Source organism: Solibacillus sp. FSL W8-0372, from assembly GCF_037969735.1.
Classification (GTDB): Bacteria; Bacillota; Bacilli; order Bacillales_A; family Planococcaceae; genus Solibacillus; species Solibacillus faecavium.
Map to the genome: position 1 here is coordinate 2,470,798 of NZ_CP150204.1, position 12,875 is coordinate 2,483,672.

At 35.3% G+C, this 12,875-nt stretch carries 15 protein-coding genes; 4 read left to right on the forward strand and 11 right to left on the reverse strand.

Features of this window, described 5'->3' with window-relative positions; genetic code table 11:
- Window positions 1–197 precede the first annotated feature (197 nt).
- Together MKY13_RS12585 and MKY13_RS12590 are read right to left on the reverse strand one after the other, a co-directional pair.
- Window positions 198–1,244 (reverse strand): P1 family peptidase, encoded by a 1,047-nt coding sequence (locus MKY13_RS12585; RefSeq protein WP_191700264.1) that lies wholly within the window; start codon window positions 1,242–1,244, stop codon window positions 198–200.
- Between the two features lie 161 nt (window positions 1,245–1,405).
- Window positions 1,406–1,534: a hypothetical protein gene (locus MKY13_RS12590; protein ID WP_263617074.1), complete on the reverse strand. Its 129-nt coding sequence runs from the start codon at window positions 1,532–1,534 to the stop codon at window positions 1,406–1,408.
- Between the two features lie 257 nt (window positions 1,535–1,791).
- Between MKY13_RS12590 and MKY13_RS12595 the strand changes: the two genes are divergently transcribed.
- From MKY13_RS12595 to MKY13_RS12605, 3 genes are all read left to right on the forward strand, one after another.
- The gene (locus tag MKY13_RS12595) at window positions 1,792–2,286 is read left to right on the forward strand and encodes a 23S rRNA methyltransferase (RefSeq protein ID WP_339213073.1); all 495 of its coding nucleotides are present in this window, start codon (window positions 1,792–1,794) and stop codon (window positions 2,284–2,286) included.
- A gap of 65 nt (window positions 2,287–2,351) precedes the next feature.
- Window positions 2,352–2,549: a CsbD family protein gene (locus MKY13_RS12600; protein ID WP_339213075.1), complete on the forward strand. Its 198-nt coding sequence runs from the start codon at window positions 2,352–2,354 to the stop codon at window positions 2,547–2,549.
- 191 nt (window positions 2,550–2,740) lie between these two features.
- Window positions 2,741–4,921 carry an EAL domain-containing protein gene (locus MKY13_RS12605; RefSeq protein ID WP_339213077.1) on the forward strand — a complete coding sequence of 727 codons (2,181 nt, stop codon included), beginning with the start codon at window positions 2,741–2,743 and terminating at the stop codon, window positions 4,919–4,921.
- A 24-nt stretch (window positions 4,922–4,945) separates the two neighbouring features.
- On the opposite strand, the gene MKY13_RS12610 is transcribed toward MKY13_RS12605, so the two are convergent.
- The 7 genes from MKY13_RS12610 to MKY13_RS12640 all read right to left on the reverse strand — a co-directional run bounded on the left by MKY13_RS12610 (window position 4,946) and on the right by MKY13_RS12640 (window position 10,570).
- Complete coding sequence (locus tag MKY13_RS12610) at window positions 4,946–5,593, reverse strand: dienelactone hydrolase family protein (protein WP_191700268.1); 648 nt, start codon at window positions 5,591–5,593, stop codon at window positions 4,946–4,948.
- Window positions 5,594–5,607: 14 nt separating this feature from the next.
- Window positions 5,608–6,171: a DNA helicase gene (locus MKY13_RS12615; protein WP_339213081.1), complete on the reverse strand. Its 564-nt coding sequence runs from the start codon at window positions 6,169–6,171 to the stop codon at window positions 5,608–5,610.
- Window positions 6,172–6,386: 215 nt separating this feature from the next.
- Window positions 6,387–8,381, reverse strand: a complete 1,995-nt coding sequence (gene tkt, locus MKY13_RS12620) for a transketolase (protein WP_339213082.1) — start codon at window positions 8,379–8,381, stop codon at window positions 6,387–6,389.
- A 136-nt stretch (window positions 8,382–8,517) separates the two neighbouring features.
- On the reverse strand, window positions 8,518–8,754 hold the full coding sequence (locus MKY13_RS12625) for a DUF896 domain-containing protein (protein WP_191700270.1): 237 nt from the start codon (window positions 8,752–8,754) through the stop codon (window positions 8,518–8,520).
- Window positions 8,755–9,178: 424 nt separating this feature from the next.
- Window positions 9,179–9,406, reverse strand: a complete 228-nt coding sequence (locus MKY13_RS12630; RefSeq protein WP_191700271.1) for a lactate dehydrogenase — start codon at window positions 9,404–9,406, stop codon at window positions 9,179–9,181.
- A 173-nt stretch (window positions 9,407–9,579) separates the two neighbouring features.
- Entirely contained in the window at window positions 9,580–10,236 is a 657-nt protein-coding gene (locus tag MKY13_RS12635; RefSeq protein WP_339213085.1) for a recombinase family protein, read from the reverse strand.
- Window positions 10,223–10,570 carry a LysM peptidoglycan-binding domain-containing protein gene (locus MKY13_RS12640; RefSeq protein WP_191700273.1) on the reverse strand — a complete coding sequence of 116 codons (348 nt, stop codon included), beginning with the start codon at window positions 10,568–10,570 and terminating at the stop codon, window positions 10,223–10,225. Before MKY13_RS12640 ends, MKY13_RS12635 begins: the two co-directional genes overlap by 14 nt.
- 162 nt (window positions 10,571–10,732) lie before the next feature.
- On the opposite strand from MKY13_RS12640, the gene lexA reads away from it, so the two are divergent.
- Complete coding sequence (gene lexA / locus MKY13_RS12645; protein WP_191700274.1) at window positions 10,733–11,356, forward strand: transcriptional repressor LexA; 624 nt, start codon at window positions 10,733–10,735, stop codon at window positions 11,354–11,356.
- Between the two features lie 83 nt (window positions 11,357–11,439).
- On the opposite strand, the gene MKY13_RS12650 is transcribed toward lexA, so the two are convergent.
- Window positions 11,440–12,135, reverse strand: a complete 696-nt coding sequence (locus MKY13_RS12650) for a gamma-glutamyl-gamma-aminobutyrate hydrolase family protein (protein WP_339213087.1) — start codon at window positions 12,133–12,135, stop codon at window positions 11,440–11,442.
- A gap of 118 nt (window positions 12,136–12,253) precedes the next feature.
- Window positions 12,254–12,799 (reverse strand): 5'-3'-deoxyribonucleotidase, encoded by a 546-nt coding sequence (locus tag MKY13_RS12655; protein WP_339213089.1) that lies wholly within the window; start codon window positions 12,797–12,799, stop codon window positions 12,254–12,256.
- Window positions 12,800–12,875: the final 76 nt, after the last annotated feature.

The following is a 12,875-nucleotide window of genomic DNA, read 5'->3' on the forward strand; positions in this document are numbered from 1 at the left end:
GTATAAATTTAAAATATCACATATATTTCGATAGTGAAAGTTTTTTCTTGAAAATTTGCTAGTAGTTTACTAATCGTGCAAAAGAAGAAGATTACCTTTTTCCTGACATTTCTCCTCATTATATTTGTTTTTTTAAAATAAAATGCCTTTCACAGAATAATAATGTGAAAGACAAATCAATGTAGATTGCATATTTATTAAAATATTAATTTTTTTACTATATGATTATTTCTCCCAGTTGTTGTTTCAGCTTGTGACATTGAATTAAGTATCGCCTCTTCTGTAGCTTCGGCCGCTGCCATGAATAATGAGTTCATTACTTCTAGGTCATCGCGTAATTGCTGGCGTGTTTCTAGAGTATCATCGTAATGATGTTGGATTTTTCTCGCAGTTGTAAATCCTATTACGATATCCCCACTCCCGTTTGAGAAATGGCTCCCTGTACGGCCTAATCCGATACCGCAACGTTTAATTACACGTTTTAGCTGGCGGCTGCTAAGAGGAGCATCTGTTGCGAGTATTATAATAATCGATCCGTCAGTCGGACTCATTGTCGGTTCACTGCTGTTTGCAGTATTGGTGTAGCGTCCCTTCAAGAATTCGTTTGCCTTTCCAAAATTACTTAATACGAGGCAGCCAACCATATATTGCTTTTCATCAGTATCATTTACGATACGTGATGAAGTGCCAACGCCCCCTTTATGACCAAAGCACATCATTCCTTTCCCTGCCCCAATTGCGCCCTCTTCGGCACGATTGTTCGAAGCACTATGTATCACCTCTATGGCATGCTCAGGTTTCACAGGAAAGTGACGAATTGAATTTAAATGACTATCATTACATTCACCAACTACTACGTTCACTGTCCCGGTCGTTACTCCAATTTCTTCATTATTTTCAAGTAAATATTGGAGTGTGCCCTGTGTAACGTTTGCCACACCAAAAGTGTTTGTGAGCATAATTGGAGATTCCAAAACCCCTAGTTCGTCCACTTGGACTAGACCAGTTGTTTTTCCATATCCATTTAATACATAGCTTGCTGCCGTTACTTTTTCGCGAAACACATTTCCTGAATGCGGTAAAATGGCGGTTACCCCTGTACATGCCGCATCTCCCGAATCATTTATTGGATAATCCAGTGTAACATGACCGACCATTACTCCTTCGACATCCGTAATGCAATTTTTATTGCCTGTATTTAATTGCCCTATTTTAATGCCCATATCACGTACTTTCATTATCATTGCTCCTTTGTATTGGACTTTTTATAAATCTATCGTAATAATAATTTCCAAAAAAGGATAGCAAAAATAAAAATACACTACCCAGTCTTAAATAGGGAGTGTATTTTAAAGTCCATTCAAAATGAATACGCTATTATTAAGAACGAACGTGTAATTAATTTTTATAATTCAAGAATCCCTCTCGTCCAACGATCTACAAAAGTTTCAAATGTAATACCGTACCGGTTATATACTTCATGATAAACAAAATAACTACCAAGTTTTTCAAGTAACTCATCGTCAATTCGCATCTCCAACACTCACTTTCCACTTTTTTCAAAACTACCTATTCGATATACTATTCATTTATAAACTATTGTGACCCAACTTTAAGCACTGTATACATGAACAGATATTGAAATAAAAAATTTATATTTCCAAGCAAAATTCCTCTTCAATTTCTAATTACAATCTGTTGCAAATATTTCACATTCTACTACAAAAATGATGCGTTTCCTTTTACACATTTTAGTAAAATGATAGTAATGACAACATTGGAGGGACTCTAATGAGAAGTTCTATATTATTTTTATTTACAGCAATTTTGTTAGCGGGTTGTGGAGATACGATTGGTGATATTAAACAGGCGGCAGCTGGTATTAATTCTAAGGCAAATGAAGCCGCTACTGCCATATCAACTGATGTGCACTCCATCCGGGCAGTTGAAATGGAGTTCGACAATCAGACTTTTACAATTAACGACTTATTTAAAACTATATTACGCGATGTGCAATGGTATTATGACGAAAACGGGAACGAGCAACAATTAAAAATAACAGGTACATGGCAGGATAATGGGCTATTTGCAGAAGAAAACTTCTCGGAAATCGAGAAACAACAATTAATTGAAATTAGTAAAATTGAGGTCATTTTGTTTTTCCAAAATGGTGTGATTGATGAGGAAAAAACAACTGTCACTATGTCTCAAAATAGACAAACAATTATTGACCAAAAAGGCACCGAAGCCCTTCTCAATTTCTACACGATCTACACGAAAAATTAATATTTTGTTTACTCTTTCATGTTAAGGGAAATAGACATATGTAAATACTTTTAGGAGGTTTTACTATGTCAAATGGATTTTCAGATAAAATAAAAGGTACAGGCAACAAACTAAAAGGGGAAGTAAAAGAGTCAGTCGGACGTAATACAAACGACCCATCCCTACAAGCTGAAGGAAAACGTGACCAAGTAAAAGGTAAAGCACAAGAAAAAATCGGTGATGCAAAAGAGAATATCTCCAATAGAATGGACAATAGAAAATAAAGTCCTAATTCTAGAAACTAGTAATTTTCCATTACTAGTTTCTTTTTGTTTTGCATCCATTTGTTTTATTCAAACAGGAAATAAGGCTCAAGTAGAATAAAGTTTTTATATATTACAATAATTATACTTTCTATTTATAGGAAATTTGTTATACTTTAAGTAAATCTTATAACTAAAAAGGGGAAGTAATTATGACAATTGATCAATCTATACCCCTATCAAAAGATCGATTATTTAATTGGTTAAAAACCTTAAGTAACCAACTTTCGAAAGGAACGCTCATCATTGACATTAACGATGAGAATCTACCCATTCTACATGCAAATCCATATTTTTCAAAATTAACTACATTTGAAAACAAACAAGTCATTAATCAAAATATCAACATTTTAAACGGCAAAAGAACAAATGAAAAAACAATTGAAGATTTAAATTTACATTTAAAATCCGGTTCTCCAAAAAAATTAACAATTTTACATTACACTAAAGAAGGTTCTGCCTTTTGGAATTCGATTACCCTTCATCCTATCAGGAATGATGAAAAGATCATTCAATACGTTTTATTAACATGCGAAGATACAACAGAAGAAACATTAAATAAAATGATTTATAAATTGGAACACGAAGTATATCAAGCGATCGATAATGAGAATAACCTGCAATCGATTTTGAATTTAATTTCGGAAAAAATTGAACTATTTTATATTCGGGATGTCTATTGTACGATTCATTTATATAACAAGAACTATGAGATTAAATCTATGGGTTCTTATAAATTACCAGAGTACGTAATTAATAAACTAGATCTTCTTGAGATTACACCAAATTCCAACTTTAATAAGAGCGCTGTTTACTTAAAAGATTTTACAGCTACTCCACTGTACACCGATATTTCAGAAAATTACGAATTGGATGCGATTAAAGGTTCCTGGACAAAGTTGATTTTGACACCACAAAACGAAGTTAGCGGTATCTTAACATTATTTAATCAGGACAGTACGGAATTAAAACAAATTGATATTAATTATTTAAATCGTTTGACGCTGCTTATTCAACTTGCCATTAAATATGCAGAACAGAAAATACAATTGCGCCATTTAGCTTTTTATGATTCAGAGACTTCTTTACCTAACATACATTTTTTTAAAACGCACTTATCTGAATGGTTAAATACAGGTGAATTAGGTTTTGTAGCAATTATCCACCCTACCGAATTTAACAAAATCGTGGATTTATATGGGCGTAACGCAGGTGCTGACCTATTAAGTCAATTGGCCAACCGATTACGCGAGTATTTAGCTGTAGATGATGTGCTCATTTCACGATTCTCAAATTCCATAGTTCTAGGGATAAAAGGAGAAATTGGTTTCACAACTTATTACCAAAAGATTGATCTACTTACCCTTATTCCTTTTTTAATTGATAATAACGAAACTTATATTACATTAAAAATTGGCTATACAACTTTTGATCAATCGTTGACAGTAGATCAAATTATCCATCAGTCAGATATTGCCTTATCAAAAGCTCGTAACCGAAGCGGCAATAGTTTTGAGGTTTATGAAGAGAACAGTACAAAGCAACTGATAGAGGAAATGGAGATTATCAATCAATTGGCATATGCGCTACACCACGAAGAATTTGTAGTATATTTACAGCCAAAAATTAATTTTACTACGATTGAAGTGGAAGGTTTCGAGGCACTGTCCCGTTGGAATTCAAGCAGACTCGGTTTCATTCCACCAAATAAGTATATTCCAATAGCTGAAGAAACCGGAAAAATAAAAGAGATTGATCTACTGAACTTTAAAAATATACTTATTTGGCTACAAAAACGTCTGAACAAGGGCAAAAGAATATTGCCTGTATCCCTTAATATTTCTCCGGATCATTTTTATGATCCACTATTTTTGGAAAACATTCAGAATACGTTTAACCAATTCCATGTTCCACCACAATTTATTAAACTCGAAGTAACAGAAAGTATTGAATTAGTCGACTTCAAGAGAGCAAAGGATATTTTAGATCAATTAAAGGCAATTGGTATTGAATGCTCCATCGATGATTTTGGTGTAGGTTTTTCTTCCTTAAGCTATTTACCTCAATTGCCTTTTTCTGAAATAAAAATTGACCGTAGCTTTGTTAGCTCAATGGATGAACCAGGTATGTATGCAATAGTACAAACGATTATTCTACTTGCAAAAAATATTAAAATGCGAGCGATTGCTGAAGGTATTGAAACTAAGGAACAACTGGCTATGCTTCAGCAACTCGGCTGTCCTGCTGGTCAAGGTTACTATTTCTATAAACCGATGTCGATTAGTGATGCGGAACAATTATTAGACACAAAAAAAACAGCTGACGAGAAATAGTTTTTATTTCCATCAGCTGTTTTTTTAGTTTAAATTATTTGGCAAATCTTCAGATAAAAATGCGATTAAATCGTGTATGTTTTGCTCACTGACACCATGACCTACCGGATATGATTTAAATGTAACTTTCGTGCCATAGTCATTGAAGAAACGGACTGCATGCTCAGCCCATTCAAACGGATAGTCGTAGTCATATTCACCATGTGAAATGAAAATCTTAGAACCATCCATCGTTTTTTTACTATACTCAAGTGCAGCAAACTCAGGTAAATAGCCACTTAACGCTGCTGTACCACGAATCGTATCTCCCATTACCATTGCAAGGGATTGTGCCAATGCTGCTCCTTGATTAAATCCAACGACATAAAGTTGTTGTTCATCTAAATTATATTCTTGAACAGCTTCTTTAATAAATGCTTCAATTCCTTTTAATACTTTATCAAAAATAGTACGGTTTGGCTTACCTTCTTCTTCAAATGTATAAAAAGCATAGCCAGGTCGATGTTGAATAGGGCCTTGCAAACTAAAAATGTGACATTGCGTAGAAAACGAATTAACTAATTGTAATAAATCGTTTTCATCACTTCCTAAACCGTGCAATAAGAAGATTGCAGGTTTTTTCTCTGTATTCATCACAGGGGCTTTGTGTAAATAAGTAAATGGTGTATTCATTTTTATATCTCCTTTTAAGAAAGCGTCATTTTATTGACGATTTGGTCGGTAAAATAAGCAATATAACCGTCCATCGTTTTTAACGTTTCGTCAATATCACCTTGTGCTAAAAGTGTTGCTTTATTCGCACAAATTAATGTTAAAAAATCGACGCGTAATCCATGCTCCACAGATGCATATGCATAATCATAAATTACATCTGCATCTTCTACTTTTAATGCTTCATATTGCAGATGGAAAGCTTTCGTATAATCATCCATCTTTTCTGCTACACTGTTACGAATCTGCATTTGATGTACCATTAGTTCATTTTCAATATATGATACAGTCGGTAACTCCCCAGCAGTAAATGTAGCACGAACAAGATCTGTCCATGCCATTTTATTTTCAACGAAGTAAGCCATGTTTAACATGAGCCGGTCATAAAAGTCTATTGTTGAAGTGGACGATTTTCGTTTATCATTAATATTTTGTTGGATAATCTTTTCAAATTTTTCGGGATCTGCTTTACTGGATAATAAAAATAATGCTTTTTCTATATATGTAGCAATGTCCTTTTGTATATTTTCGGCTGTCATAATCAATCACTTCCTTAATCTATTGGCTTCTTTTTTCATTTACTATCGTACCATTCCTCATATAATATCGCACGTATCCAATACATTATACCTGGGCAGTTTGCATCGGAAATATGTAATTTAGTATGTTCTTCTAAAATAACCGGGAATGCACACGATAAGAAGTTAAAAAAATGCCACTTGGTCTAGTAGACAAGTGACATTTAAACTTTAAATTAAAGTGCTTTTACTTTAGCAACTACGTTTTCTACAGTGAAGCCATATTCTTTTATAACAATCTCTCCAGGCGCTGATGCACCGAACTTATCAATTGCTAGTACGTCACCTTCAAAGCCAACATATTTATGCCAACCGAATGATGAACCCATTTCTATTGCTAAACGTTTTGTCACAGCTTTTGGCAATACTGATTCCTTGTATTCCTTAGACTGCTCTTCAAAACGGTCCATTGACGGCATTGATACAACAGACGCATCAATTCCTTCTTCTAGTAGTGCTTTTTTAGCATTTACAGCCAATCCTACTTCAGAACCCGTTGCAATTAAAATAGCATCCGGTGTTTCTTTTACTGATGCAGCAACGACATAGGCACCTTTTTCAACACCTTCATATACAGCATCTTTCGCTACATCCAATACCGGTAAATTTTGACGAGATAAAACTAATACAGTTGGAACTGACTTACTTTCTAAAGCTAATTTCCATGCTGCAACAGATTCATTTGCATCTGCCGGGCGAATAACCGAAAGATTTGGCATTGCACGCAATGATGCTAAATGCTCGACAGGCTCATGAGTAGGGCCATCTTCCCCTACTGCAATAGAATCGTGTGTAAATACATACGTTACAGGCAAGCCCATTAATGCTGATAAACGAATTGCAGGACGAACATAGTCAGAGAATACGAAGAATGTACCGCCAAATACGTTTAATCCTCCGTGTAATGCCATACCGTTAATTGCAGCACCCATTGCAAATTCACGTACACCAAACCAAATATTACGACCTTCTGGGGTATCAGCGAAGAAATCTCCAGCGCCTTTAATCGTTGTTTTGTTTGAACCTGCCAAGTCTGCAGAACCACCAAAGAATGAAGGAGTAGTTTTTGCAATGGCATTGATTGCATCACCAGAAGATGAACGCGTAGCTACAGCAGTGCCAGCTTCGTACACTGGTAATTCAGAAGCAAAGTTTTCCGGTAAATTGTTTTCCATTGCATTTACAAATTGTGTAGCTAGCTCCGGATATTCATTTTTGTAGCTTTCGAACAGTTCATTCCAAGAAGCTTCCGCTTGTACACCCTGTATTTCGCTTGCCGCTTTAAATGTTTCGTACACTTCATTTGGTACGAAGAATGACTCATGTTCCCAAGCATATGCAGCTTTCGTTAAAGCAACTTCATCAAATCCAAGTGGCGCACCATGGCAATCCGCTTTACCTGATTTATTTGGAGAACCAAAACCGATGACAGTCTTAACTTCGATAATTGTTGGTCCGCCAGTATTTTGTTTTGCTTTTTCAATCGCTGTATTAATTTCAACAAGATCAGTGCCATCTTGAACTTTTAAATAATTCCAACCATAAGATTCAAAACGCTTTTGGATGTTTTCTGAGAATGACTTTTCCAGATCACCATCAAGTGAAATATCATTTGAATCATATAGCACAATCAACTTATCCAATTTCAAGTGTCCTGCAAGTGAAATCGCTTCTGCAGCAACACCTTCCATTAAATCACCATCGCCACATAGCGCAAATGTATAGTGGTCTACAATATCTAAACCTGGCTTATTGTATGTTGCAGCTAGATGACGCTCAGCCATTGCCATACCTACTGACATCGCAATACCTTGCCCTAATGGACCTGTAGTTGCTTCAACACCTACTGTATGACCATATTCCGGATGTCCTGGAGTTTTAGAATTCCACTGGCGGAAATTTTTTATCTCTTCCATCTCTAAACCATATCCACCTAAGTGCAATAAACTATATAAAAGCATTGAGCCATGTCCAGCCGATAATACAAAGCGGTCACGATTGTACCAATTTGGATTTTGTGGGTTATGACGTAATTGCTTCGTCCATAAAGTATAAGCCATTGGAGCTGCACCCATTGGTAAACCTGGGTGACCTGAGTTTGCCTTCTCTATTGCATCGATTGATAATGTACGGATTGCGCTAATTGCTAACTGATCCATCTGTTGTGTCATTGTGTGACATCCTTTCTCGTACGATAATTCTACATCCTATAGTTTAGACAAATTCCCCTAAGAAAACAATCTTTTCTAATTGAGTTTATTAAAATATGTCATACTTTATAAGAAATGTGTCATATTATTAAACATTCTAATTTAGAAAGTTTTTTTGCGATTTTATTTGTTTTAATTTTTCTGGCGTTACATCATTGCCTTCTTCATCAATCACTTTCATATGTTCTATCGTATCGCGCATAGTCGAACGGAATGTGTCTAAATATTCCTTGCGGAGTGCTGTACGTTCCTTTGCTAATTCTTCCGTTAACTTTCCTTCTTTTGCTAATTTAGAAAGCTCATTAATACGAGCCAATTTTTCTTTTGATAACATTTCAATCTCACCTTTCTACATACCAATAATACAAAGGTATAAAAAAAAGACTGGAAGGGCAAGTAAAAACGCTTTGAAAGTAACTACTCTTACAGCGTAAAAACATTGAAATAATAAGGTTTGAGCTAAAAACATGACATAACTTTACTATGTAATGCATTAAACTTAAGTTTATAATCACTAATTTATTCCTCATCACTATAAAAAAGCGCTTTTTCTGATGCGTGAAAAATCGGTATCCGATCCGGGTACGCTTTCCATGGGAATGACCTAAGTCTGTCGTCTTAGACGTTGGTTCTCCTGCGATTACTCGTCGCAAAATAAATTTCCCTGTTCCCATTGGAGTCGGACCCTTCCCTTCAACCAATTTTAAATAGAGTCAATTTTTTTCATACATGTTATGCTCACTACAGAGCTTTTCTACTTAAGTCCTAGTCGCCTCATCTAAAATAAATGCAAATTTTTCGGTATTGTCATCTGCTTCAATAATAATGCCAAATACAGTAACGGCATCATTATTAACTTCAACATCAGTAAGCTTGTTAGTCATCCTTTCAAAAACCTTAGAATTCATTTTAATTTTTTTTACGTGCTTACCTTGTGAATTTAAATAGTCCAGATCTTTACGAATTTGTTCTAATAATACGTCCAAAATATCACCTCCTAAAACTTTAATACCTTCTGATTCATATCATTCCACAAACTAAATAAATCATAATAAAAAGCCACGCTCAAATGAACGTGACTCTTCTGTAATACTTTAGTTAATTTTTATAATTGCTATAGAATTCCTGTAATTGTGTTGCGATATTCTTAAGGACAATTTTAATCTTCAAAATGCTCCATATATTCAATATATCGTCTATGTACTGTTGCTTTACTTATGGGTATACCCAAGCCTGATATGGTAGTGGCTATTTCAGCAAACGTTAAGCCTTTTTGACGGAGCTGAACAATTTCTTCAACTGGTACATCCTTTCGTTCGCGACCTTCAATATTCCCACGGTTTTTTAAATTATTTTGGGGTTGATACCCATTTTCTACTGCTCGACGCATTCCACGACGAATTTTAGCATTGTGCATACGACGCTGATACTCTTCAACTACAGCCAATATTTCAAGCAGCATCGTATCCATCTCATTTAATACTACAGGACCAGCATCATTCAATGTATAAACAGTCGCTTCGTATTTTTGTAATAGATGGAGAACTGCCATTCTTGCATTCCCTCGTCCTAAACGTGTTTCATCCTGTACAAATAACGATTTGATTTTATTTTCCCTCATATAATCGAGCATATCCAGTAATCCATCACGTTCCACGTCATAGCCGCTATGTTGATCCGTAAAAATCTCTACTTCTTTAAAACCGAATGCGCCTGCATATTTCGTAAGTTCCTCTTTCTGACGCAGCAACGATGTTTCTTGCGCACTTTTTTCGGTACTGACACGGCAATAAATAACTGCTTTAGTTTTTGTCATTATTATCTCTCGCTACCTTAATTGTCGACACATCGGATGATTCATTCAACTGAACAATATATTGGGCTTCCTTTTCAACTGGTACAACCAATATTTGTCCTGAAACAACTTTTCCATCTCGTAGACCATTTTCTTTTTTCACTTTGTTTATCCAATCATGCGTTGCCATTTTACCACGATAATGGTCTGCAAGCGACCATAAAGTATCTCCTTGTTCGATAGATACTTGTTCGTATAATTCTATATTATCGTCTTTATGGAATATTAATACCAATAATAGAATAGAAAACATGAGAAACATTGATGTGAAGCTGTTTAATTTAATTTTTTTCATAATAAATACCCCTCTTTTCGAATATACGTTCGGAATGTTTGTTCCCATAATAATACGAACATATGTTTTTGTCAACCGTTTTTTCGAACTTATGTTTGCATTCGTGTTCGCATACTGCTATACTTACACTAAGAAAAATAGCATGATAAAGAGGTGAGTTAGTTGACACAAAAAATTTCCAAGCGACAAGAAGCTATTCTAACTTTTATAAAAGAGGAAGTTCGTTCAAAAGGCTATCCGCCTTCAGTTCGTGAAATTGGAGAGGCAGTAGGTTTAGCTTCTAGTTCAACTGTCCACGGGCATTTAGCTCGATTAGAAAGTAAAGGGCTTATACGTCGCGACCCTACTAAACCGCGTGCCATTGAAATTTTAGATCAAGAAGAGCTATCAATAGCTAAGCAAGGTGTAATTCACGTACCATTAATCGGTAAAGTTACAGCTGGTTTACCTATTTCAGCTATTGAAGATATCCAAGAATATTTCCCGCTGCCCGATGCATATGGATCATCAGAAGATGAGTTATTTATGCTTGAAATAATGGGTGAATCAATGATTGAAGCAGGCATATTAAATGGGGATTACGTTATCGTCAAGAAAACTTCTACTGCAAGCAATGGAGAAATTGTTGTTGCAATGACCGAAGAAGATGAGGCGACTGTGAAGCGTTTCTACAAAGAAAAAACTCATTTCCGTCTACAACCTGAAAACAGTTCAATGGAGCCGATTATTGTTAATCAAGTATCAATTTTAGGTAAAGTAGTAGGGCTATATCGAAATATTCATTAATTAAAAGCTTGCCATTCTAATAGAATCGGCAAGCTTTTTCTTTTTCAAACAAAAAACCCAGCCGAAATCGACTGGGTCCTCCTTTATTTTTTACATGCATTTATAAAACTACTAAATAAACGTTGTGCATAAATATCACCGTTTGGTGCCAACTCTTCAGGGTGCCACTGTACAGCCACACAATATGGATGGGATTCGTGCTCTATTCCCTCAATTATACCGTCTTTTGCAACAGCCGATGTGATCAGACCTTTCCCTAATTTCCCTACTGACTGGTGATGGAAAGTATTCACACGAAATGATTCTTCTCCAAAAATAGCTTTAAACTTTGGTGTTTTCACATCAACAGTGTGGGCTAATTCTCCGCGCTTGGATGGTTGCTTATGTTGGACTATATTTTCCACCTGTGATGGAATATCCTGAATAATCGTACCTCCAAAGGCTACATTCATAATCTGCTGTCCTCGGCAAATACCTAGAATGGGCATTTGTCTTTTAAATGCTTCATTCATTAATAAAAGATCACTGTCATCACGCTTTCGTACTACACTCCCGATATTACGATGCGGCTCTTCATTAAATAATAACGGATCGATATCCGCACCACCAATTAATACAATACCATCAACAATATCCAATAAAGCCTCAACATTTCCTTTCGTCGCATTCGGAATACAAATCGGAATTCCCCCTGCTTGTTCAATTGATGTTAAATAGACATTATTAATATCCATTTTCTTGTCAAAGTCATACATCGTTAATCCAATAATCGGCTTCATTTTCTATCCCCTTAAAGTTAAAAAATAATTCAAATATTTTAAATTATACTATTATATCGCCTTAAATGACTACTAAAATTTACAAATAAAGGGGCTGCTAAATGCAGACCCTGTTTGACTAAACAATTTCAAGTTGTTTTATAAAATATTCCTTAATTTCTTTCCAATTATGGACGCTTGTATATCCTTCTTCTGCCCGATTGTATGGCATTGAATACAATAGTCCTGTTCCTTTAAATGCCGCAAGTTGTCTTGGACTGTCGTCAATTAAATAATCGGTATGTATAACTGCTTTATTTCCGCAAAATACAATATTTTGTGTTTTAATGAATGGAAAATGCTTGATTAGCCAATCATATTTGGCTGTGAATGATCCCGGTACATCCATTGCAGCAGTAGCTATAAAGATTTCATAATGCTCCTGCAGCTCCTGAATGACTTCAATTGCATCTTCATCCAGTAAGTCCAAATCACGGAAATAATCTGGCTCATTTAATAGTGCAAATAGTTTCTTCGCATCTTCACGTGGTAAATCACGCTGCGTAGTTAATAAAAATTCCTCGTCCGTAAAGGAAGTGCCAAAATTCTCATTGTAAGTAATACGTAACTTAGAATAAAAGTCAGCTAAAACCTGGTCCATATCAATCGCAATACTTTTCTTCATATAATTTCCTCCTTGAAATTTCCTAATTTAAGTTTATACAATTATATCGTGAAATAACAAGGTATTACTCTCCACA

Excerpts from the sequence above, each read along its gene's own strand:
- tkt (WP_339213082.1), bottom strand. The coding sequence starts at position 8,381 with ATGACACAACAGATGGATCAGTTAGCAATTAGCGCAATCCGTACATTA.
- MKY13_RS12640 (WP_191700273.1), bottom strand. The coding sequence starts at position 10,570 with ATGAAAAAAATTAAATTAAACAGCTTCACATCAATGTTTCTCATGTTT.
- MKY13_RS12595 (WP_339213073.1), top strand. The coding sequence starts at position 1,792 with ATGAGAAGTTCTATATTATTTTTATTTACAGCAATTTTGTTAGCGGGT.
- MKY13_RS12610 (WP_191700268.1), bottom strand. The coding sequence starts at position 5,593 with ATGAATACACCATTTACTTATTTACACAAAGCCCCTGTGATGAATACA.
- MKY13_RS12635 (WP_339213085.1), bottom strand. The coding sequence starts at position 10,236 with ATGACAAAAACTAAAGCAGTTATTTATTGCCGTGTCAGTACCGAAAAA.
- MKY13_RS12600 (WP_339213075.1), top strand. The coding sequence starts at position 2,352 with ATGTCAAATGGATTTTCAGATAAAATAAAAGGTACAGGCAACAAACTA.
- MKY13_RS12650 (WP_339213087.1), bottom strand. The coding sequence starts at position 12,135 with ATGAAGCCGATTATTGGATTAACGATGTATGACTTTGACAAGAAAATG.
- MKY13_RS12605 (WP_339213077.1), top strand. The coding sequence starts at position 2,741 with ATGACAATTGATCAATCTATACCCCTATCAAAAGATCGATTATTTAAT.
- MKY13_RS12615 (WP_339213081.1), bottom strand. The coding sequence starts at position 6,171 with ATGACAGCCGAAAATATACAAAAGGACATTGCTACATATATAGAAAAA.
- MKY13_RS12655 (WP_339213089.1), bottom strand. The coding sequence starts at position 12,799 with ATGAAGAAAAGTATTGCGATTGATATGGACCAGGTTTTAGCTGACTTT.
- MKY13_RS12585 (WP_191700264.1), bottom strand. The coding sequence starts at position 1,244 with ATGATAATGAAAGTACGTGATATGGGCATTAAAATAGGGCAATTAAAT.
- MKY13_RS12590 (WP_263617074.1), bottom strand. The coding sequence starts at position 1,534 with ATGCGAATTGACGATGAGTTACTTGAAAAACTTGGTAGTTATTTTGTT.
- MKY13_RS12625 (WP_191700270.1), bottom strand. The coding sequence starts at position 8,754 with ATGTTATCAAAAGAAAAATTGGCTCGTATTAATGAGCTTTCTAAATTA.